Source organism: Asticcacaulis endophyticus, assembly GCF_014652575.1.
Taxonomy (GTDB): Bacteria; Pseudomonadota; Alphaproteobacteria; order Caulobacterales; family Caulobacteraceae; genus Asticcacaulis; species Asticcacaulis endophyticus.
In genome coordinates, this window is sequence record NZ_BMZB01000001.1 from 1,210,253 (window position 1) to 1,231,872 (window position 21,620).

The 21,620-nt window shown below is 57.8% G+C and carries 19 protein-coding genes; 11 read left to right on the forward strand and 8 right to left on the reverse strand.

The features are described from left to right. Positions 1-39: 39 nt before the first annotated feature. The 6 genes from IE102_RS05510 to IE102_RS05535 all read left to right on the forward strand — a co-directional run bounded on the left by IE102_RS05510 (position 40) and on the right by IE102_RS05535 (position 5,975). Positions 40-948 carry an ABC transporter permease gene (locus IE102_RS05510; RefSeq protein ID WP_189485416.1) on the forward strand — a complete coding sequence of 303 codons (909 nt, stop codon included), beginning with the start codon at positions 40-42 and terminating at the stop codon, positions 946-948. Next, positions 948-1,823: an ABC transporter permease gene (locus IE102_RS05515; protein WP_189485417.1), complete on the forward strand. Its 876-nt coding sequence runs from the start codon at positions 948-950 to the stop codon at positions 1,821-1,823. Before IE102_RS05510 ends, IE102_RS05515 begins: the two co-directional genes overlap by 1 nt. A gap of 8 nt (positions 1,824-1,831) precedes the next feature. After that, positions 1,832-2,977: an ABC transporter ATP-binding protein gene (locus tag IE102_RS05520; protein WP_189485418.1), complete on the forward strand. Its 1,146-nt coding sequence runs from the start codon at positions 1,832-1,834 to the stop codon at positions 2,975-2,977. Then, positions 2,978-3,703: a gamma-glutamyl-gamma-aminobutyrate hydrolase family protein gene (locus IE102_RS05525; RefSeq protein WP_189485419.1), complete on the forward strand. Its 726-nt coding sequence runs from the start codon at positions 2,978-2,980 to the stop codon at positions 3,701-3,703. Then, complete coding sequence (locus tag IE102_RS05530; protein ID WP_189485420.1) at positions 3,703-4,503, forward strand: DUF3658 domain-containing protein; 801 nt, start codon at positions 3,703-3,705, stop codon at positions 4,501-4,503. Before IE102_RS05525 ends, IE102_RS05530 begins: the two co-directional genes overlap by 1 nt. Positions 4,504-4,583: 80 nt before the next feature. Then, entirely contained in the window at positions 4,584-5,975 is a 1,392-nt protein-coding gene (locus IE102_RS05535) for an aminotransferase (RefSeq protein WP_189485421.1), read from the forward strand. 171 nt (positions 5,976-6,146) lie between these two features. Here the strand turns inward: IE102_RS05535 and IE102_RS05540 are convergent, their stop codons facing one another. Further along, positions 6,147-6,566 (reverse strand): hotdog family protein, encoded by a 420-nt coding sequence (locus IE102_RS05540; RefSeq protein WP_189485422.1) that lies wholly within the window; start codon positions 6,564-6,566, stop codon positions 6,147-6,149. Positions 6,567-6,824: 258 nt separating this feature from the next. Between IE102_RS05540 and IE102_RS05545 the strand changes: the two genes are divergently transcribed. From IE102_RS05545 to IE102_RS05555, 3 genes are all read left to right on the forward strand, one after another. Then, positions 6,825-8,084: a helix-turn-helix domain-containing protein gene (locus IE102_RS05545; RefSeq protein WP_189485423.1), complete on the forward strand. Its 1,260-nt coding sequence runs from the start codon at positions 6,825-6,827 to the stop codon at positions 8,082-8,084. Between the two features lie 64 nt (positions 8,085-8,148). After that, on the forward strand, positions 8,149-9,291 hold the full coding sequence (ispG, locus tag IE102_RS05550; RefSeq protein ID WP_189485424.1) for a flavodoxin-dependent (E)-4-hydroxy-3-methylbut-2-enyl-diphosphate synthase: 1,143 nt from the start codon (positions 8,149-8,151) through the stop codon (positions 9,289-9,291). A gap of 8 nt (positions 9,292-9,299) precedes the next feature. Then, the gene (locus IE102_RS05555) at positions 9,300-11,375 is read left to right on the forward strand and encodes a protein-disulfide reductase DsbD family protein (RefSeq protein ID WP_189485425.1); all 2,076 of its coding nucleotides are present in this window, start codon (positions 9,300-9,302) and stop codon (positions 11,373-11,375) included. Here the strand turns inward: IE102_RS05555 and IE102_RS05560 are convergent. Genes IE102_RS05560 through IE102_RS05575 form a run of 4 tightly spaced genes read right to left on the reverse strand, consistent with a single transcriptional unit; the run spans position 11,364 to position 16,426 of the window. Next, on the reverse strand, positions 11,364-11,849 hold the full coding sequence (locus IE102_RS05560; protein ID WP_189485426.1) for a hypothetical protein: 486 nt from the start codon (positions 11,847-11,849) through the stop codon (positions 11,364-11,366). The two genes, IE102_RS05555 and IE102_RS05560, sit on opposite strands and share 12 nt — an antisense overlap. Before the next feature lie 41 nt (positions 11,850-11,890). Beyond that, entirely contained in the window at positions 11,891-13,246 is a 1,356-nt protein-coding gene (locus tag IE102_RS05565; RefSeq protein WP_189485427.1) for an efflux transporter outer membrane subunit, read from the reverse strand. A 3-nt stretch (positions 13,247-13,249) separates the two neighbouring features. Beyond that, the gene (locus tag IE102_RS05570; RefSeq protein ID WP_229807573.1) at positions 13,250-15,205 is read right to left on the reverse strand and encodes a MacB family efflux pump subunit; all 1,956 of its coding nucleotides are present in this window, start codon (positions 15,203-15,205) and stop codon (positions 13,250-13,252) included. Positions 15,206-15,217: 12 nt separating this feature from the next. Further along, positions 15,218-16,426: an efflux RND transporter periplasmic adaptor subunit gene (locus tag IE102_RS05575; RefSeq protein ID WP_189485428.1), complete on the reverse strand. Its 1,209-nt coding sequence runs from the start codon at positions 16,424-16,426 to the stop codon at positions 15,218-15,220. A gap of 274 nt (positions 16,427-16,700) precedes the next feature. On the opposite strand from IE102_RS05575, the gene hisS reads away from it, so the two are divergent. Continuing rightward, complete coding sequence (gene hisS, locus IE102_RS05580) at positions 16,701-18,218, forward strand: histidine--tRNA ligase (RefSeq protein WP_189485429.1); 1,518 nt, start codon at positions 16,701-16,703, stop codon at positions 18,216-18,218. Positions 18,219-18,607: 389 nt separating this feature from the next. Here the strand turns inward: hisS and IE102_RS05585 are convergent, their stop codons facing one another. Next, complete coding sequence (locus IE102_RS05585; RefSeq protein ID WP_189485430.1) at positions 18,608-19,312, reverse strand: DUF6445 family protein; 705 nt, start codon at positions 19,310-19,312, stop codon at positions 18,608-18,610. 2 nt (positions 19,313-19,314) lie between these two features. Then, positions 19,315-19,947 carry a TetR/AcrR family transcriptional regulator gene (locus tag IE102_RS05590; protein WP_189485431.1) on the reverse strand — a complete coding sequence of 211 codons (633 nt, stop codon included), beginning with the start codon at positions 19,945-19,947 and terminating at the stop codon, positions 19,315-19,317. 306 nt (positions 19,948-20,253) lie between these two features. Between IE102_RS05590 and IE102_RS05595 the strand changes: the two genes are divergently transcribed. Beyond that, entirely contained in the window at positions 20,254-20,493 is a 240-nt protein-coding gene (locus IE102_RS05595; RefSeq protein WP_189485432.1) for a hypothetical protein, read from the forward strand. Here IE102_RS05595 and IE102_RS05600 read toward each other — a convergent pair. After that, on the reverse strand, positions 20,490-21,479 hold the full coding sequence (locus tag IE102_RS05600; RefSeq protein ID WP_189485433.1) for a cupin-like domain-containing protein: 990 nt from the start codon (positions 21,477-21,479) through the stop codon (positions 20,490-20,492). The genes IE102_RS05595 and IE102_RS05600 overlap by 4 nt on opposite strands. Between the last annotated feature and the right edge of the window lie 141 nt (positions 21,480-21,620).

Consider the following 21,620-nt stretch of genomic DNA (forward strand, 5'->3'; position numbering starts at 1 on the left):
GCGTGCGGGGAGAGGGGGCGCCGTTGCAAGGGGACTGCGATGGAACAAAGCTGGCGGCAGGCGAAGTCAATTTTCGGGCTGCTGCTGAGTGCGCCCCTGTTTTGGCTGGCCTTTTTCTTTATCGTGCCGATGGGTATTGTCTGGCTCTATTCGTTCGGAGAAAACCGTGGGCTGGTCGATATCGCCTTTACCGGCACCTGGAAAAACTACGCCCGCGCGCTGGAACCGCTGTATCTCGGCATCTTCGTGAAATCGCTTTATGTGGCCGCACTCACCACCTTTCTGTGTCTGGTCGTGGGCTTTCCGGTGGCGCTGGCCATTACCTTTGCCGCCGATAAATGGAAGCCGTGGCTGCTGCTGCTGATCATGCTGCCGTTCTGGACCAACCTTCTGATCCGCACCTATGCGCTGATTGCGGTGTTGCGCACCGAAGGCTATGTCAATCAAACCTATGAGGTTTTATGGACGAACGCCGGTGGATTAATGACGCTGGTGGGCTTAGCCCCCTTGGGGGAGTTTCAGCCGCTAGATCTGCTGCACAATAATTTCGCGGTGATTTTCGGTCTGGTCTACGTCCACCTGCCGTTCATGATCCTGCCGCTCTATTCGACGCTGGACCGGATGGACCGCTCGCTTTTGGAGGCGTCGCTCGATTTGGGGGCTGGGCATTTTCGGACCCTGTGGTCGATCGTTGTGCCGATGTCGGCGGCGGGGATCGCGTCGGGTATTCTGATCACCTTCATTCCGGCACTCGGCGCGTATCTGACGCCGGATCTGCTCGGCGGGCCGGAGTCGCAGATGATCGCCAATGTCATTGAACGGCAATTCAAGCGCGCCAATGACTGGCCATTCGGGGCGGCGCTGTCGTTCCTGCTGGTCTATCTGACCTTCATCGGTATCGCCATTCAGGGCATGCTCGACAAACAAAACCGGGGGAGGGCGGCCTGATGACCCAGTCTGTTGCCAAGGTTAAAAAGACCCCGCCCGGCCCGCTCGAATATATGCGCCGGTGGCCGATGCAGGCTTGGCTGGTCGGGGTGACGGTGTTCCTGTATGCGCCGCTGATCACCCTGATGATCTTTTCGTTCAACGACAGCAAACGTAACATCGTCTGGCAGGGCTTTACCCTGAAATATTACGTTAAGGCCCTTACGAATGAGAGCCTGATTCAGGCCTTCACCAATTCGCTGGTGATTGCGTTTTTCTCGACCATCATCAGTGTGGTGGTGGGGGCTATGGCGGCCATCCTTCTGTGGCGGTTCCGCTTTCCGGGCAAGACGGCGCTGGACGGGGCCATGTCGATCCCGATCGTTGTGCCGGAAATCTGCATGGGTGTGGGGATGCTGGTATTCTTCGCCAAGGTCTTTCCGTGGCCGCAAGGCATGATCTGGCCGCTCAATCTGGGGGCCATCATCATCGCCCACGTCTCGTTCTCCTTCCCGTTCGTGGCGGTGGTGGTGCGCGCCCGTCTGGCGTCATTTAACCGCGAACTGGAAGAAGCGGCCAAGGATCTGGGGGCGTCAGAAATCCGAACCCTGCTGGATGTGCTGGTGCCGCATATCAAGCCGTCTTTGCTGGCGGGCGGGCTTCTGGCCTTTACCCTGTCGCTCGATGATTTTGTGATTACTTTCTTCACCGCCGGGCCCGATACGGTCACCTTCCCGGTCAAGGTCTATTCGATGGTGCGGTTCTCGGTCACCCCTGAAGTCAACGCCGCCTCAACCATACTGATCGTGGTAACGGTGATCCTGACCTTCTTTGCGCTGAAATTCCAGGGCTCTGACGCCCTGACCGCCGGTCATGGCGCTGCTGACAAAAAGTGAGGCTGAACATGTTTGACGAAACCGCAAAACCGGCTGAGGCTCAGGGCAAAACCATCATCAGCTTTAAAAACGTCTCCAAACGCTTCGGCAAAAACGTCGCGGTCGATAATGTCTCGCTCGACATCAAGGAGGGCGAGTTCTTTTCGCTGCTGGGGCCGTCGGGCTGCGGCAAGACGACTTTGCTGCGGATGCTGGCCGGGTTTGAAATGCCGTCGGATGGACAGATACTCATCGACGGCCATGATGTGTCGCAGGTCTCACCCAATAAGCGGCCGGTCAATATGGTGTTTCAGTCCTATGCTGTCTTTCCGCATATGACCGTGCTTGATAACGTCGCTTACGGCCTGAAAATGGATGGGGTGCCCAAGGGGGAACGCCTGGCGCGCGCTCAGGAAGCGCTGGAACTGGTGAAGCTCGGCGGGTTCGGGGAACGCAAACCTGATCAGATGTCGGGCGGTCAGCGTCAGCGGGTGGCGCTGGCGCGGGCCTTGGTCAAAAAACCGCGCGTATTGTTGCTAGATGAGCCGTTATCGGCGCTTGACGCCAAGCTGCGTGATGCCATGCGCACGGAGCTTACCCTGCTTCAGGAAAAGGTCGGTATTACCTTTATCATGGTCACTCACGATCAGGATGAGGCGCTGGCCATGGCGACGCGCTGCGCGGTCATGAACCGCGGCCTACTGCAACAGGTGGCGACCCCGTTTGATCTTTATGAGTTTCCCAATTCGCGCTTTGTGGCCGATTTTATCGGCAGCGTGAACCTGTTTGAAGGCACGCTGGATGTCGATGAGCCAGATCATGCCATCATCAACACCACCGATATCGGGCCGATCTATCTCGACCACGGCGTGACGGGCGCGACCGGTGCGACGGTGTGGGCGGCGGTGCGGCCGGAAAAGATTGAGATCGACAAATGGGATGCCAAGCCGCTTAAAATGGAAGACGCGCCCGAAGGCTACAACATCATCGCCGGTGAGATTAAGCATCTGGTCTATCTGGGCTCGGAAACCGTGTATGAGGTTGAGGTGGCGGGCGGACGCATGGTCAAGGTCTTGCGCTCAAACCTGACGCGCTGGGATCAGGAAGACTTCACCTGGGACGAAAAGGTATGGCTGTCGTTCAATGCCTGCGCGCCTGCGGCGCTCCTAAGTTAAATGAAACCCCTGATCGGTATTTCCTGTTGCAACCGTGATGTCGGCGGTGAAAACGCCCAGACCGTCAAGGATCGCTACGTCAAGAGCGTGATTGAATATGCCGACTGTCTGGCGGTGCTGATCCCGGCGATTACCACAGGGTTTGAGGCTAAAACTCTGGCGGGCAAACTGGATGGCCTGATGCTGACCGGATCGACCTCCAACATCTACACGCGGTTTTATGATCCTGACACCCCGGCGGGCGAAGGTCCGTTCGACGTGGACAGGGACGGTGTATCTTTTGCCATGATCGAAGCCATGATCGACGCGCAAAAACCGGTGTTCGGCATTTGCCGCGGCTTTCAGGAAATCAATGTCGCCTTGGGTGGCACGCTGCGGCGCGATCTGGGGCCTAAACACCATGCGCCTGACACCGCTACTTTCAACGACATGTTCGAGTTTGGACACGACGTGACCCTGATCGACGGCGGTTTTTTTGAGGAACAGTTGGGCGGCAACCTCTGGGTCAACTCCGTCCATTTTCAAGGTGTGGCGCGGCTGGCCGATGGCCTGACTATGGAGGCTGTGGCGCCTGATGGCATTGTTGAGGCCTTCAGCGCCAATCTTGGCGGATCGCAGGTCGTGGCCGTGCAGTGGCACCCGGAATGGCGCCCTGCCGACTATCCCGACCGGCAGAGCTTTTTCCAATGGCTAGGTCAGGCCGCCCGCGGTGAAGCGGTGGTGTAATGGCTGATCGCCGCACATTACATATCGTATTCAGCTTATCTGCCCCCGTCCATTTGCGCCGTGCCCTGCAAACTGTGGACAAGGATGAAGATGTTATTGGTTTAGGTGCTGACTGGTCATTTGGCCCACTTGCTGATGCAGAAGTGCGTAAAGCTTATGTTGAGCCTGCGTTGGGCTATGTTGATGAAGAATGGGATGACCAGATCAAAAGCTTTTGGGAAAGATCGCTAAAGTTCGATGGTCGTCGGGTCGTTTGGTTCTCACGCCGTCAACCCAGGGAATATTGTAATTTTCTGGAATGGCTGAGGCTTAATGGCGATCAGACTTTTGAAGTTATCGATCTGAGCGATAGCTATATTACCACCTTAAAAGGTCAGAGATTTCTGGTGGGTAGTGTTTCACGCGTTGGCGATAATGAGTTTGTGTCCGAAGCCTTCTGGGATCATGCTCGTCTGCCTGCTCTTAGTGAGCTTCGGGCATGGCGGAGTCTATGGGAGACGCTACGTGAGGAGAACGCGCCGATACGGGTGGTGACGATTAATGGTCTGGTTTCTCGGGAGCTTGATTGTTTCGATGATGAGTTACTAAGCTATATCAAAGGCCGATGGATAAAGGCGTATCGTGTCGTCGGAAATGTAATGGCTGATATGTTGCGTAATGTAGGTGTTATTCAAACAAGTGACCTGGTGCTGCGCTTCCGTCTTCAGGAATTGCTCGATGCGGGTACCATCGAGACCAAAGGCGTTAGCAATATTTCCGCACGCACATGGCTTAGGCGACCACGGCATCATACCCAATAAAATTGTGATCACAATTTTATTGGCGCGGGCGTAAATTTCTGGCAGACCAGTGCACACGCAATTTTCACGGAAATAATCCCATGAACCGGCCGCTTAAAAACTACGATATTGCCGAACTGAAACGCCTGGATCTGGCGCATCATTTGCCGGCGCAGGCGGACTACAAGCTGCTGGAAGATATCGGCGGATCGCGCATCATTACCCGCGCCGAAGGCTCCACCATCTATGACGGCGAAGGCCATTCGCTGCTGGACGGCATGGCTGGTCTTTGGTGCGTCAATGTCGGTTACGGGCGCGATGAACTGGCGCGCGCCGCCTATGAGCAGATGCTGGAACTGCCGTATTACAACACCTTCTTTAAGACCGTGACGCCGCCGCCGGTGCGGCTGGCTACAAAGATCGCGCAGAAAATGTCGGTCGGCAATCCTGACCTTCAGCATGTGTTTTTCAACTCGTCCGGGTCTGAGGCCAATGACACCGTGCTGCGGCTGGTGCGCTATTACTGGCAGCTTAAGGGCGAGCCGGAGCGCAATATCATCATCAGCCGCAAGAACGCCTATCACGGCTCAACGGTGGCCGGGATGTCGCTTGGTGGGATGAGCTTTATGCACGCTCAGGGTGGGCCGATGGTGCCGGGCATTGAGCATGTCCGCCAGCCCTATGCGTTTAACGAAGGCTTTGGCCAAGACCCGGCGGCGTTCGCGCAGGTCTGCGTCGATGATATCGAAGCCCGTATTCTGGCCGTGGGGCCTGACAAGGTTGCGGCCTTCATCGGTGAGCCGGTGCAGGGGGCGGGCGGCGTGATCATTCCGCCGGAAGGCTACTGGCCCAAGGTTGAGGCCCTGTGCCGCAAATACGGTATTCTGCTGATCTGCGATGAAGTTATTTGCGGCTTTGGCCGTTTGGGCCAATGGTTCGGCCATCAGCATTACGGCATCAAGCCGGATGTCATCGCCATGGCCAAGGGGTTGTCGTCAGGTTATTTGCCCATTTCGGCGGTCGGGGTGTCGTCAAAGATTGTCGAGGTACTGAAAACCGGCGGCGATTTCGTCCACGGCTATACCTATTCCGGCCATCCGGCGGCGGCGGCCGTAGCACTTGCCAATATCGAGATTCTCGAACGCGAAGGCTTGGTTGAACGCACGCGTAACGACACCGGCCCTTATCTCGCCAAGGCGTTGACGCGCTTGAACGACCATCCGTTGGTCGGTGAGGCGAGATCGCTCGGCCTGATTGGTGCGGTCGAGATCGTGTCTGAAAAAGGCACTAACCATCGCTTTGGTGGCAAGGAAGGCACGGCCGGACCACTGGTGCGCGACCTGTGCATCAAAAACGGCCTGATGGTGCGCGGCATCCGCGACAGCATCGTCATGTGCCCGCCGCTGATCATCACTCATGAGGAAATCGACCGGATTGTCGACGTCATCGAACAGTCGCTCAATGAGGCGGAGCCGAAGCTGCGGGCGTTGTAGGCCCCCACCACCACGCCAATGAATTGGCGTGGTCCCCCTCCCCAGTGAACTGGGGAGGTATAAAAGCAAAAATCCCCTCTGGGCCGCCCCTTAAAGTATTTGGGGGACGGATTTTTTCATTATTGATGCGGATAAAAGTACACTGAGCGACGCGAAGGACTTTTATCCGATTTAGTCCAGCGGCGGTTTTGCGATGGGCAGGCGCTGAAACACCGAACGCGTCAGGCACGAAAATACCAGCCGTCCGGCCTCATCCAGCAAGTCGTGCTGGGCAATGACCACGCCCTTGGTATCACCGACCGCGTCCTTGCCCATCACGGTCAGGCGTCCGCGCAGCAACTCACCCGGCGGCGGATTGCGCGACCAGCGCAGGGCATCGACCGCCAAGCGCTTGGTTTGCGGCCAGCCCTGCGAGGCTTCGGTTTCAAGCCGCGACCACAGCGTAAAGATCAGGGCATCGGGTATGCCGTCCTTTAAGTCCCAGGTCGGCGCGTAGGTCTTACAAAACGCCGCAAGGTCCTCCTGACTGATGACGCCAGCACCGATTGAGGCGACCTGACCGATCCATAAGTCATCAAAGGCTGCAGGCATAGGTAAAACTCCGTCGTGTTCGTATCAAAAACCTCAAATCATGATTTGTCTTTAAGCTGAGTTTTGGCGCGCGGCAATGGCTGTTATGCACAGGTCGTCTGTCGGATAAGGGCAATATCCGTCATAAATCTGCGCTAATATACGGCGCAGGGCTTTAAGCGTAAAAAACCGGTTTCAAACCGGTGCAATCATGTCATCGTTGATGAGGTTGTATTGATTCTGAAAACGGCCTGTGTTTCAGTCGGGAGTATCGGACAGATGAATGCGCGGTCTTTAGGTATGGACGCCGTTAATGTCGGAAGCGAGTATCAGGGTAATATGACGCAGGATCAGTATCAGGACTATGACGCCGTAGAGGCCGCGGCCGCCGCGGATTCGCTGGCCGGTGAGCCTCTGGCGTCCGATCTTCACGCCTCATATGGTCACAGCGATCCGCATCACGGGGTGGTGCTGGGGGATATCCTGCGTTCGGCGCGCGAAGCCTCAAACCTCAGCCTTGAACACGTCGCTGACATTACCCGTGTCAGGCGCAGCTATCTCGAAGCGTTTGAAACCGGCGCGCTTGATCTCATGCCCGCCCGACCGTTTGCAATCGGCTATGTCAAGGCCTATGCCAAGGCGCTGGGGCTTGACGAAGAAACCATGGCCGATTTGCTCAAGCGGGATCTGGCCGATCCGGCGCCAACTTTACGGGCCCCGATAGGGGCGGCGATGGACGAGGTGCAGCCATCTTATGGCCGCTATGTTGCCGGGGCTATCGTTGTGGTCGGGGCCGTCATTATCTGGAATGTGCTGCAGCGTCAGCCGGAGCTTTTCAAGGCCCGTGAGGAGACGCCGACGGTGACCACTCAGGGCTGGTCTCAGGGGGTGCCGGTCGTGCGCGACGGCGTGGTCTATGTGTCTAAGCCCGGTGCGCCGCCAATGGATCAGGACGTTCCTGTCCCCTATGTCACGCCGGGGCTGGAGGTCGGTTTTGCCGAAATTGAGGCTGAAAAGGCCCGTAACGGAACGGGAGCCGCATCGCCTTCGGACAGTCTTCAGATGCGCAAAGCTTTCAACCCCAAAGGGGCGGTCTTTGGGGCCCCGCCGGAGCAATCGAGCGTGGTCATTCAGGCCAAGCGCAGTGTCAATCTGGTGCTGCGCTCTAACGAAGGTCAGGTCTATTTTGCCCGTCAGTTAGGGGCCGGGGAATCTTATCGCGTCCCCAATGCCACGGCGGTGCCGATGCTGGTCGATGTGTCCGATGCTACGGCGTTTGAAGTTTATTACGACGGCGAATATGCCGGTGGGCTGGAGGGCAATACCACGCCCACCGCCCGTATTAATGCACGCGCTCAGCAGACCGCCAAGCTGATGGACGCCCAGCAGGTCGAGGCCCGTCCGGTAGCCACGCCGCGGCCCAAGATCGAAAAGCCAAGGGCGCGACCGATGCCGACCGAGCCGATCCCGTATCAGCCCGCCCAGCCCGTACAGGCTCCACCGGCGCAACAGCCGGCAGATCAGACCATACCTTATTAACGCTCAACCCCTTTTATTGCGGGGCGAAAAGCCTTAAGTAGGGGACAGGTTACAGAGGTGGTCTATGAGTTCTCACCAGCATGTTCGTCCGTGGCGCATGATCGAGCGCCGCAAAAGCCGTAAAATCCGCGTAGGCTCGGTTGAGGTCGGGGGCGATGCCCCGATCACGGTGCAGTCCATGACCAACACCCTGACCTCGGACGCGCAAGCGACCCTGCGTCAGATCGCGGCCCTCGAAGAAGCCGGTGCCGATATTGTGCGGGTGTCGTGCCCGGATGTGGAATCGACTCAGGCGCTAAAGACCATTGTCGACAACACCGCTATACCCATCGTCGCCGACATCCATTTCCACTATAAGCGTGCCATTGAGGCGGCTAAGGCCGGGGCGGCCTGTCTGCGCATCAATCCCGGCAATATCGGTTCTGCCGACCGGGTGCGTGAAGTGGTGCAGGCGGCCAAGGACTATGGCTGCTCCATGCGTATCGGCGTCAATGCCGGATCGCTGGAGAAAGAACTGCTGGAACGCTACGGCGAGCCATGCCCCGAAGCCATGGTCGAAAGCGCTTTGTTCCATGCCAATATCCTGCGCGACCACGATTTCCATGAGTTCAAGATTTCGGTCAAGGCGTCGGATGTGTTCCTGACCGTGGCCGCCTATCAGGCGCTCGCCGATGCCATTGACTGCCCGCTGCATATCGGGGTGACTGAGGCGGGGCCGCTGCGCACCGGCACGATCAAGTCGTCAATTGGTTTGGGTAATCTGCTGTGGGCCGGTATTGGCGACACCATCCGCGTGTCTTTGGCCGCTGATCCGGTCGAGGAAATCAAGGTCGGCTTTGATATCCTGAAAAGCCTGGGCCTGCGTCACCGTGGCATTAACATTATCGCCTGCCCATCGTGCGCGCGACAGGGGTTCAATGTCATCGACACCGTCGCCAAACTCGAAGAACGGCTGGCTCATATCTCAACGCCTATGTCGCTGTCGATCATCGGCTGCGTCGTTAACGGGCCGGGTGAGGCTTTGTTTACCGATGTTGGCTTTACCGGCGGCGGGGCGGGTTCGGGCATGGTCTATATGGCCGGCAAGCCTGATCATAAATTAGCCAATGTTGATATGATCGAACACATCGTCGAACTCGTAGAACGTAAGGCTGAGGAACTGAAGGCGCAGCAGGATGCCCTGATGCCGGTTGCCGCCGCAGAGTAAAGATCACCATGAAATCCGCAACTGCCATAAGAGCTTTTGTCCTGTGCCTTATGGCGTTTTGGGGTGGGCAAGTATCTGCCGAGCCGGTGAAAACCGCGCATCTGACGACCGAACTGGTGGCGGAGCATAAGGCGGTGGCCAAAGGCGGCGACATCTGGATCGCCGTCCGCCATGAACCGCTCAAAGGCTGGCACACCTACTGGCAAAATCCCGGCGATACGGGTTTGGCACCTGTGGTCACCTGGTCGCTGCCGGATAAGGTGACGGTCGGGGCGGCGCAGTGGCAAACGCCGGAGCGTCAGCCCTATATGGGGTTGGTCAATTATGGCTATAGCGGTGAGACCTATCTCTTTTACAAACTGACCAATGGCACCGCGCTGAACGATGGCGATATATTGCCGCTTAAGGCCCGCATTGATTTCCTGGTGTGTGAAAAAGTCTGTGTGCCGGAAACGGTCAATGTCAGCCTTAATCTTCCGGTTGGGACGCCGGGTGGCGCAGACCGGGCCTTTCAAAAGACGTTTGAGGTTCTGCCGAAACCGGTACCGGCTGGATATTTCCGCAAAACTGGTAATATAATCGAATTGGGCTTTCCAGCACCTGACAATTCCGAAATGTTTGAAAAGCCAAATGGTGCCTATTTCTTTCCCATTACGTCCAATGCCGTCCCGCCTGCCGCCGATCAGGCGCTCGATACCGGGGCCGATGGCTTTACCCTCAAGGCGACGACGGCAGACGATAAACCGCTAACCGGCCCCATATCCGGTGTGATCGCTTTTCCGAACGGCGACAGCTATCAGGTCACGCTCAATGAGGGCGCAATCCCGCTAAATCTGCGCGGCCTTGGATCTTTAAGCGCCGCATCCGGCGAGGTATCGGTGGTGGGCGTGATCATCGCGGCGGGCCTGGCCTTTGTCGGCGGGATTATTCTCAACCTTATGCCGTGCGTCTTTCCTATCCTGTCGATGAAGATACTGGCGGTATCGCGGGCCGGTCAGGATCATCGTCTGGCCCGCCACGAATCCCTGCTGTACGGGGCCGGTGTCATCATAAGCTTCGTGGCGCTGGCGGTGATGATCAGCGTGGCGCAGGCCTTAGGATCTGCGCTCGGCTGGGGCTTTCAATTGCAGTCGCCGTTTGTAACGGCGGCCCTTAGCATCGTTATGTTGTTGGTGGCGCTTAACCTGTCAGGCCTGTTTAATATCGGTTCCAGCGTTCAGGGCTTGGGTGCGGGCGTGGCGGTGAAAAACCCATACATCGGCGCGTTCCTGACCGGCGTTCTAGCGGTGGTGGTGGCGGCACCCTGTACCGCGCCGTTTATGGCTACCGCCATCGGCGTCGCATTGGCGCAGGGCGGGTTCGTCAGTTTTGTGATCTTTCTGGCGCTGGGTATCGGGTTTGCCCTGCCGATCGTGGGGCTGACCTATGCCATTACCTATCTGCCCGGACTGGCGAAACGTCTGCCAAAGCCCGGCCCGTGGATGGATAGGTTCAAGCATATACTGGCCGTGCCGATGTATTTGGCGGCTCTGTGGATGGTGTGGGTATTTGCCCAGCAGGTCTCTGGCTTTGGCCTGTTTGCGTTGATTATTGCGCTGGGGCTGGTCGTCCTTGGCGTGGTACGCACCCTCATTCCCGCCGTCACGCGCCCGGTATTACTGGGGTTAGGTATTGTGCTGGCGGTCGTCTCCGCCGCCCAGACCCGCGCCGTCACCACACCCGCCGCAGTAAAGGCTGATGTGCCTTATGAAACCTTTTCGGTCGAACGCATCGCCCAACTGCGCGCTGAGGGTAAAAACGTCATGGTCGATCTGACCGCCGCCTGGTGCGTGTCGTGTAAGGTCAATGAGCGGCTGGTGTTCCATACCGATGAGTTCGCCGCAGCACTTAAGACCACCAACACGGTCTACATGGTCGGTGACTGGACCAATCAGGACGCGCGCATTTCGCAGTACCTCAGCCGCTATGGCCGCTCTGGTGTGCCGCTCTATGTCTGGTATGGCCCGAAGGGCGCCGAGCCGGTTATCCTGCCGCAACTTCTGAACAAGGGCGAGGTCATAAAGATGATGGGCTCAGGTGCCTGACACCCCAAACTCCAGCACGCAGTCCATGCCCGACTGAACCGTAGCCGGGGTGGTGATCACGTCGATATTGTCGCTGAGTAAGGCCGAAAGCTCATTCAGGGTGTGCTGCAATTCAGCGTCGGTTTTGGCGGCGATCAGGGCGTCGTGCTTGAGTTTCAAATCAATCGATACGCCCTTAAGCACGCATTTCAGATCGTTATCCGTGCCGCGCGCTTTCATGTCGAGATGGGCTTTCAGGTTCTGTTCGGACAGACTGCCTACCTCCGCAGTGAATGCTTGAAATTTCTCATTTGTCAGAAGTGTTAGCGATGGGGTTTTGGCGTATGTATCGCTGCGGGTTTTCAATTTGCCCGCCTGTTTGATGATCCCGGCATAGGGCTGTTCTTTGGCGATGGCATTTACCGGCGCAGGCGTCGTCGCGCACGCGCTGAGCGGCACGGCAATAAGTGTCAGGGCAAATAAGGCGTATCTCATAGTTCCGATATGCCCCAATCCGCCCAATAATGGGTTAACGTCTATGCGCCGCCGCCTAAAGCCTGATAAAGTGTCGCCTGCGTGATCAGTCGGTTCAGCCGGTTGGCATCGACGGCCTGTTGCGCTGACCGCAAGCTTTCCTGTGCATCCAGCCAGATCCGCAGGCTGACTGCGCCGGTACGATAACGCAAAGCATAAAGCGCCTCAGTCTTTTGCGCGGCGGCCAGGCTTTGCCCCAGCCGCGCGGCCTGAATGGCCAGTTGGGACTGGGCCGATAAAGTATTATCGACATCCGTGAAGGCCTCAAGCATCGTCTGGCGGAAGTCGATCACGGCGATTTCATATTCGGCTTTAGCGACTTTGATGTTGAGGCGGTTCTGGGCGAAATTCAGGAACGGCAGGGTTAGCCCAGCGCCCAAAGTGCCAATCGGATTTTTCAGAACGTCCGATAACGCCGTCGATGACCCGCCCGCAGAGCCGGTCAGGGACAGCGCCGGATAGTAAGACGCGCGGGTGGCATCCACGCCCGATAATATCGACCTTAAGCGATATTCCGCGGCCTTGAGGTCAGGCCGTCTGCCCAATAATTCGGCGGGCAATCCGGGGGCAATGGCGGGCAGGTCAGCGGTGGGCAGGGTCGTGGCTTCCTGCTCCTGTGGCACGGCATCACCGTTCATCAACAGCGCCAAGGCGGCCCTATATTCGACCTGTTGCTGCTGAAGCTCGCTCAAGGCCGCGATCTGGGCATTGACGGTCTGTTCAGCCTCACTGACCTCAATACCGGACACTGACCCGGCGTCATGCTGGACATTGATCATGGCCCGAACGCGCTGGGCGTAGTCCAGACTGGCCTGAGCATTGCGGATACGGTCATGGGTATAGGCGATCTGCCAGTAAAAGGTCGCCGCCGTCCCGATCAGGCTGAGGCGGGTGGCCTCAAGGTCTTCGGCGGTGGCTTCGGCCTCCCAACGGGCGGCATCGGTCTGGGAGGCCAGACGGCCCCACAGGTCGGCTTCATAGCTTGCCCCGACACGGGCGCTGTAGGATTCGCCGTTATCGCCGGACGATGTGTCGTTAAGCTGTTGGGAGGCATCGACGCTGCCAGACGCCTGCGGAAACTGGTCAAGGCGATACACGTCCGTGCGCAGTCTGGCCTGACGCAGGCGAATGGCGGCGGCGGTCAGATCGTTATTGCTGACCAGTACCTTATCAATCACGGCATTAAGCTTAGGGTCGCCAAACCTTTCCCACCAGCGCTCAGAGGCCGCATAGGTGCCTGATGCGGCCGCGTGCTGAAACGCGGACGGGGTATTGACCGACGGAGTCTCATAGGGCGTGTGCAGGCAGGCGCTTAAACTTACCGACGTCAGCAGAATGGCAATAAGGTGTTTTTTCATAGTCTAATCCCTCGCTAAGGCCGCGACCGGATCAAGCCGCGCGGCATTGCGCGCTGGCAGGAAGCCGAAGATGACCCCGATCAGGGTGGAGCAGCCAAAGGCTGCGATAATGGATGACATCGAATAGACCAGCCGGAAGTCGGTTGAGAACTGCGCAAAAATCACCCCAAACAGCAAGGCAACCACAATCCCCAGCACTCCGCCGATCAGGCAGACCAGAACCGCCTCGATCAGAAATTGCTGCAATATATCGCGCTGCCGCGCACCCACGGCCATGCGCACGCCAATTTCCGACGTGCGCTCAGTCACGGAGACCAGCATGATGTTCATCACCCCGATGCCGCCCACGATCAGAGAAATCACCGCAATCGCCGAAATCAGCACCGTCAGGGTCTGGGTAGTGGCGGTGATGGTTTTGCGGATCTCATCGGTATTGATGATGAAGAAATCCTTGGTGCCATGGCGCTGGGTGAGCAGGTTCGTTACCCCGGCTTCGGCAATGCTGGATTCAGTGTCGTCGTTCACCCGCACAGTAATGCTGCGCAAGGTAGTGGTGCCCAGCATCCGCGCATTAACGGCGGTATAGGGCATGTAGATATTCATCGAATCCCCGCCGCCGCCAAAGCCTGAGCTTGAGGCCTCGACCACGCCGATGATGCGGGCGGGCGTGGAGCCCAGAAGAATGACCTCACCAATCGGATCGCCTGCGAATTTAAGCGTAGTGACGGTGTTCTGATCGATGACCACGTCCTGAGCGGTGGTGGCGATTTCCTCATCCCCAAACAGGCGGCCACTGGAGAGTTTCACGCCCTTGACGCGGAAATATTGCGCACCCACGCCGTTGACCTGCCCCGTATTGGCAACAGCCCCGTAGCGCACGGTGACGGAAGATCGCACGGTTGGCGTCACGCTATCGACATAGGGTTGCCTTGCCAGCGCATCGGCATCGGCGACCACCAGTGTACGGATAGCCCCCGATCTTCGGTCACCAAAGCCAGACCCTGGCATGATCTCCAGCGTATTGGTGCCAATGGAGGAGATTTGTTCAAGCACCTTTTGCCGCGATCCGGTGCCAAGTGCGACCACACACACCACTGAGGCAATACCGATGATGATACCGAGCATGGTCAGAAAGGTGCGCATGCGGTGGGCATTCATAGCCAGCAGCGCCATCTGAAAGGCTTCACGGAAACTATCGATCAGGGCACCGATGCCGTCACGCCCTTGCGCGGTCAGGGCGGGTAGGGGCTCATGATCGGTTTCGCCTTTGCCTGCACCGGGACGGTCGTCGATGATCTCACCGTCGCGGATTTCAATGACCCTTTGGCAGTGTTCGGCCACGTCGCGGTCGTGAGTGACGATGATGACGGTGTGGCCATCGGCGTGCAGCCCTTTGAGGATGCGCATGACCTCTTCGCCCGACTTGGTATCGAGTGCGCCGGTCGGCTCATCGGCCAGCACGATCTCACCGCCGTTCATCAGGGCGCGGGCAATCGACACACGTTGCTGCTGGCCCCCCGATAACTGTCCGGGCCGGTGCTGAGTGCGGTCGCCTAAGCCTAAGCGTTCCAGCAGGGCGCGGGCGCGGTCTTTGCGGGCCTCGACCGGCACGCCGGCATAGATCGACGGCACCTCGACATTGCCGAGCGCGCTCAAATCCCCCAGCAGGTGATAGCGCTGAAAAATAAAGCCAAAATGCTCACGGCGCAGTTCGGCCAACTCATCAGGCTCAAGGGCGGCGGTTTCGCGATCGCCAACCCGGTAAACGCCCGCGGTCGGGCGGTCGAGACAGCCCAGTATGTTCATCAGGGTTGATTTCCCCGAACCGGACTGACCGACAATGGCGACCATCTCCCCGGCCTCAATGGTCAGGTCGATGTCTTTCAGGACGGTGATCGTCCCTTCCCCGGCCGGAAATTCGCGCCGGAGTTTTTCAACTTTTAAGACGGGCGGTTTCATGATCAGCGGCCCTTACAATCCGCCCTGCGGGCCGCGTCGCATGCGTTGTGAGGTATCGCTGGGGCCGGAGGCAGCTTGCGCGGTGACGACCCGTTCCCCGGCTTTCAGGCCCGACTTGACCTCGACATTATTCCCGTCATTGAGGCCGATGGTGATCTTACGCGGCGTGATTTTCTCATCGGCCCCAAGCACCTGAACGGTGTAATTGCCGTCACGGTCAGGTTTGCCAAGCGCCGTTGACGGGATGGTCAGGACGTTGCGGGCGCTGCCCAGCACGATGGTGACATTGGCGGTCATGAAGGTGCGCAGGGCCCCGTCGGCATTATCGACATCAAAAATACCGTAATAATAGATGGCGTTGGAGGCGGTCGAGGTATCGACGCTGTCGCTTTCCTTGATCGAATCCGGCGCAGGCGCGATGGAGCGCAGGGTAGCCTTATAACGCCTGCGCGAATCGCCCAGGGTGGTGAAATAGACCTCCATACCTTCGCGGACATTGATGACATCGGCCTCGGAAATTTCCGCCTTGATGGTCATGCGGTCAAGCTGACCCATCTTGACGATGGTCGGGGTCGTCTGGTTGGCGTTGATGGTCTGGCCTTCCTTGGTGACGATGGCCAGAACTGTGCCGTCAATCGGGGCGGTGATGCGGGTATAGCCGAGATTAACTTCGGCGGTGTTGCGCGAGACCTGAGCCGACGCGATCTGGGCGTCGATGGCTTTCAAACTGGCCTGAGCGCTTTTGTATTCGGTTTCGGCACTCTCGAAGTCGGCTTTCGATCCGGCATCGGCCTTATAGAGTGTGGCCTGACGGTCATAGTTGAGTTTGGCCGCCGCCAACCGGGCTTCACCTTCGGCGCGCTGGGCACGGACATTGTTGATGTTAGCCAGCGCGGTTTGCAGGGCGTTATTCTGCGTGGCGGAGTCAATCTCGGCAATCAGAGCGCCTTTTTTAACCTGATCGCCCAGATCGACCTTGAGTGCGGTCACCCGCCCGGAGGTCTGCGCCCCAACGCTGACCAGAGTGTAGGGCTCCAGCGATCCGGTCGCCAGAACCGTCTTTTCAATATCGCCCATCTGAGCCGGGGCCGATATCACCGGCGGGGCCTTGGGCTTGGAAAAGAAGGCGGCCTTGAGGCCCCATCCGGTCAGAACCAGAACCAAAACCCCCAGCCCGATCATCAGGGCTTTGTTGTCTTTGCGGAAAAATTTCGACGCCATAAGTCTATTGCCTCATCAGACGGCCCCCGCAAGGCAACGGGCGCACACACTTCAGTTTTTTAGGAACTATGGATAGGCCGCGCTTTGTAAGGTTGCCATTATAAGTTCCGCCCGCCACAGCAGGTTTATGTAAGGGACTTAACATGCGAATACGCTCAGCTTATGTCGGCTGATTTTACAAACCGCACGTTTGACGATAGTTATTGTGGCGAGCCTTCAGATGAGAGCTTTGAAAAAACTTGTCACTTAAGGCCGGATGTTCTATCGCCACGGCATGACCGATAAAGCCCCAAAATCCACAGAAACCGATCCCAAAGACTTTCGCCCCGAAGCGCGCGCCCCGCGTGGCTTTGCTGATAAGCGCGCATCACAGATCGCGGCCGAGCGCCGCCTGATCACGGCGGTATCGAAAGTCTACGAGGATTTTGGCTTTGAGGCCCTGCAAACCTCGGCCTTTGAATATGCCGATGCATTAGGGAAATTCCTGCCCGATGCCGACCGCCCCAATGTCGGCGTGTTCGCGGTTGAGGATGATGCGGATTCTGAGGGCAAGAATGGGCAATGGATGGCGCTGCGCTATGACCACACCGCCCCGCTGGCGCGCTTTGCGGCGCAGAACTGGGATGGCTTGCCCAAGCCCTTCCGCCGCTATGCCTTCGGGCCGGTGTGGCGCAATGAAAAGCCGGGGCCGGGGCGTCTGCGTGAGTTTATGCAATGCGATGCTGATACCGTCGGCACTGACCGCCCCGAAGCCGATGCTGAAATCATCGCCCTGGCCGTGGCCGGTTTCAAGGCCGCAGGTCTGCCCGCCGGATCGACGGTGCTCAAAATCAATAACCGTAAGCTGTTGAACGGCTTGCTGAACAGCCTTGGTGTGGTTGATGCGGGGCAACAGATGGGTGTGTTGCGCGCTATCGATAAGCTGGACCGTCTGGGTCTCACGGGCGTTGAACTGTTGCTGGGCGGTGGGCGCAAGGATGAGTCGGGTGATTTCACCAAGGGCGCCAATCTGAATGATGCGGCGATAGCTGCCGTTCTGGCCTTTGTGGCGGCGGGTAATGCGGAGCGTTCCGTGGTTCTGGATCGTCTCGCGGCGGTTCTGGCCAATTCGCCCGAAGGCATGGCGGGGCTGGATGATCTCAGCCGCATTGGCGCAACTCTGAATGGGTTGGGCGTTGGAGAGGCCGATGCGATCTTCGATCCTTCGATTGTGCGTGGTCTGGAATACTACACCGGTGCGGTATTCGAAGCCGAACTGCTGCTGGAAACCCGCGACGAAAAGGGTGAACTGGTTAAATTCGGCTCCGTAGGTGGCGGTGGTCGCTACGACGATCTGGTGGCCCGCTTTACCGGCGAGAAGGTTCCTGCGACCGGATTCTCGTTCGGTGTGTCGCGTCTGGCGGCGGCTTTGGCCCTAACCGAAGCTGGCAAGGCGTCGCCGGTGCGCGGGCCAGTGGTCATCATTGCCTTTTCTGATTCGGATATGGGCGAATATTTCAAACTGGCGTCAGAAATCCGCGCCGCGGGTATTCCGGCGGAGGTTTATCTGGGTAGGTCAGGCATGAAAGCTCAGATGAAATATGCGGACCGTCGTTTATCCCCGGCCGTGGCCATGATTGGCGGCGACGAGCTGGCCAATGGTACGGTTACCATCAAAGATCTTGATCTTGGGCGCGAAATGGCTGCGGAAATTTCAGATAACAAAGCCTGGCGTGAAGGCCGTCCGGGGCAGGTTACGCTGCCGCGTCAGGAGGCCATTAACCATTTGAAAACTATTGTTAAATCTTTGTAAATTCTTTGACAGCGTTGTCAAATGCTGCGCAGTATTCGCTGCGTAACAATGTTACGCGTTGTATTTATGTCGCAAGCCCAAAAAGGCCACTTTATTTTTGACATAATGTTATAAAATCTATTGACACCGCCGCCGAAAAACTGTTTTGTCGGTCTCAAGAGAACGGAACTTTCCCCGAAGAGGAAAGTCGGTTCCCGGCGTTTCGGGGAGGAAACGCCTGCATAACAAAGAAGGGCCTGTCAGAGATTATCCCCCTCAGACAGGCCCTTACTTTTTGTACCCAAAAGCCCGTTTTCAGCATCAATTGAATATCAAAAATAAGCCTGCCGTGAGCATTTTGACAAATGTGTCAAAATGTAATTGCGCTTGCTTGATTTTGCAATAATGCGTCAGGCCGGTGAGATAAAAGTATTGACCGTAAGGCGTCCGGTGCGTGGGTCATCGGTCAGGGGGCTGCCGCCGAGCAGGGCCGAATGCAGGCAATTATTGCGATAGACAATCAGGCGATCAAAGGCGGCGTCGACGGCGGCGATCATCTCATAGGACGGGGTTTGGGCGCTGGTGTAATGGTCGGGGAGGCCACGTCTCAGGTCGTCTGCGGCGTGTTGATCGAATTGGCTCATCTGACTTGGGCTCACCGTTTCAAAGCCGGTGGCGCGCTGCCGGAAAAAGCCGGTGCCGCCATGAGGGCCATCGCAAAAATAATGCACAACGGCCAGCCGGAATGGATCAGTCGAATCGAAATGCGGGATGCGCTGATAGGGTTTGAGTTCCGAGGCGGCCAGAGTCGCCAGCGCCAAAAAGCTGTGGAATTGCAGCGGTGCTGATTTGGGTAGCCCAAATCCCTGATGCAGGATGGGTTGCAAGGCCATGGCCAGAGCCTGACCGTAAGCCACCGGCATGGGCGCGTTCAGCCCCGGATAGGCAGAGTTGTCGGGCCGGATGAACGGGGTTTGGGTGGCCAGTGCCAGCACGCCCTGCGGGTTTTTCAGCACATTATCGATAATCAGCAGGGGCTGTCGCTCGCGGCCGATGTGACGGGCCTCAAGGCGCGCCGCCGGATTGAATTCGGGCGTAAAATTAGGCGTCGTCATAATCACAGGCTTTTACAGGTGGCGCGCATCAGCCAGCTTATCTGGTCTTCGACGGCGTGGCTGGGGATGGCGATGATACGTTCCTCCAACGCAATGACCACGATGCCGTGGACCGCTGAAAACAAGGTGCGGGCGGTAACCGTCACGGCCATATCGTCGGCATCCGGCATCAGACGCTTAAGTGGGGCGGCGATATGACCAAACAGGCCCAGTTGCGCGCTTATGTTCCATTCGGGCAGGGGGCGACTTTTCAATCGCATCTCGAATAAGGCGCGCCACAGCAGCAGATTGCTGCGCGCAAACCGGTAATAGGCATGGGCGACGGCCTCAAGGCGCGCCACAGCGTCTTCTGAGGTGACCATGGTTGATCCGGCGGCCTCCGTCAGGGCCTGATCAAGGCGGATCATGGTACGCTGGGCTACCCGCAAGTACAGCATCTCCATATCTTCGACCAGATTATATAGCCCGCCCAGAGCAATGCCGACATCGGCGGCCAGATCGCGGGCCTTGAGACTGTCTATGCCCTCGGCGGCAATACGCTTTTCGGCGGAATCGATCAGAGCGTCTAGCTGAGCCTGACGGCGGGCGGTGGTCGCTGTGGACGGGGTTGGGGCGGTATGGGCAGCGGGCGGCATGAGCACATCCTGATAAAAATGAACTGTGTTCAAAATATCCATTGAACAATGTTCAAATACATTCTACATATCAATTCGTGAACGGCGTTCATAACACATCGTATCCCCGTGTTAAAGCGTCCATTCATGTTTCTGCCTATGGGGTGGCCCGCATAATCCAGATCCTTGAGGATGGCGGGGCAGATCGGGGGCGGGCGGCAGTTTGCCAATGGCTGCCGCCCGAAGTCCTGAACCTATTGCAGAAACGTCCGGCTTACCGTGCGCGTGGCACCGCGTGGGGATATTCAGGTTTCAAAGAGCAAACACATGGCTCGCTTTAAATTTTCGGCTCGCACCACTATGATTCTGGGCTCGGCCCTGATGATCGCGCCGGTAGGCATTTTGCTGGCGGTATTCATGAGCGCGGGGCAATTGCCGTCCGACACCTATGATATGTCCGGTCACTTTGGGCGCTATCAGGCGCAGGCCGAAATCGGTGCCGGTATTCTGACCGCAGGTGTGTTGATGCGCCTGTTCGGTCTTCTGTGGTCGGCCCGAAACGACTAAGATAATGCCCGGACTATGGCCGACTTTAACCGGCGGATCAGTCCGGGCGTCAGATCGCCTAATACGCCCTTGTCATGGGGGCGCAGATGAGCGGTCGGGTCACCATGACTGCCGAAGATGTAGTAGTCGAACATAGTCTTCCACAGAGAGCGCTGATCCTCCGGCAGGTCGCGTATGGCCAGCATGGCATGATATAGCGCCTCATAAGGAGCGGCGGGCTGAGTGGCCTCGTTCCACCAGTAATTGACCATGACATTGACCGGGCTCAGCGAATGAACCTGATGCCACCAGCCGTAAGGTATATAGAGCGCATCCCCCGGTTCCAGCTCAACCGTGATCATCTGCGCCTTTGCCTCGGCAAAGCGCGGATGGCGCTCCAGGTCGGGATTTTCGATATCGACCATGCTGACTGGAACCCCGCCAATGGTGCGGTCGAAAGGGCCGGGATAGAGATTAACCACCTGCTCCGGCGGGAACAGGTGAAAGCGGCGCTGGCCCGCCACCACGCAGGCGACATTATAATTCAGATCGTTATGGGCCCGCGTCACCACGCCGTTACCGATCCAGATGCGCGGCTCCACGTCTGGCAGGATGTCGAGGCGGTTTTCCACGCCAAAGCCCGGCATGTGCTTTGAAATGATCGCGGACTGAAGGCTGATGCCCTGCGGGTGAGGATTATCGCGTGCCTTCAGAATTTCAGCCAGGATTTGCGGGATCGGCGCTGGGCCATGGCTGAAATTATAGGACTGAGTGTCCATGCCATAAAATAGCCGTCCGTGCGCCTGCGGTGGTGCCACATAGACCCCGGCGGGTTCGCCGGTGTCGTGGCCGTTTATATAGTCAATGACGGCCTCATCTGAGTGTTGCGCCATATGCACGGCGGGCCAATGCGCGACCTGCGCCTTAAGTACTGCCGGGGTCGCCTCACGCCGAATCTGGCTGAACCGGTCCGGTGTAACGTCACGATAGTCTTTTAGATCCGGCATGAAATCCTGTCCGTTAAGCGCGGGGCGGTCGATTACCTTAACACCTATGTTGGCAAAAATGCATCAGTTTGGCACAACACGAATAATTGTATACGTTATTAGGCATGATCGTATAATTTATAATTGACGCGACCTCTATAC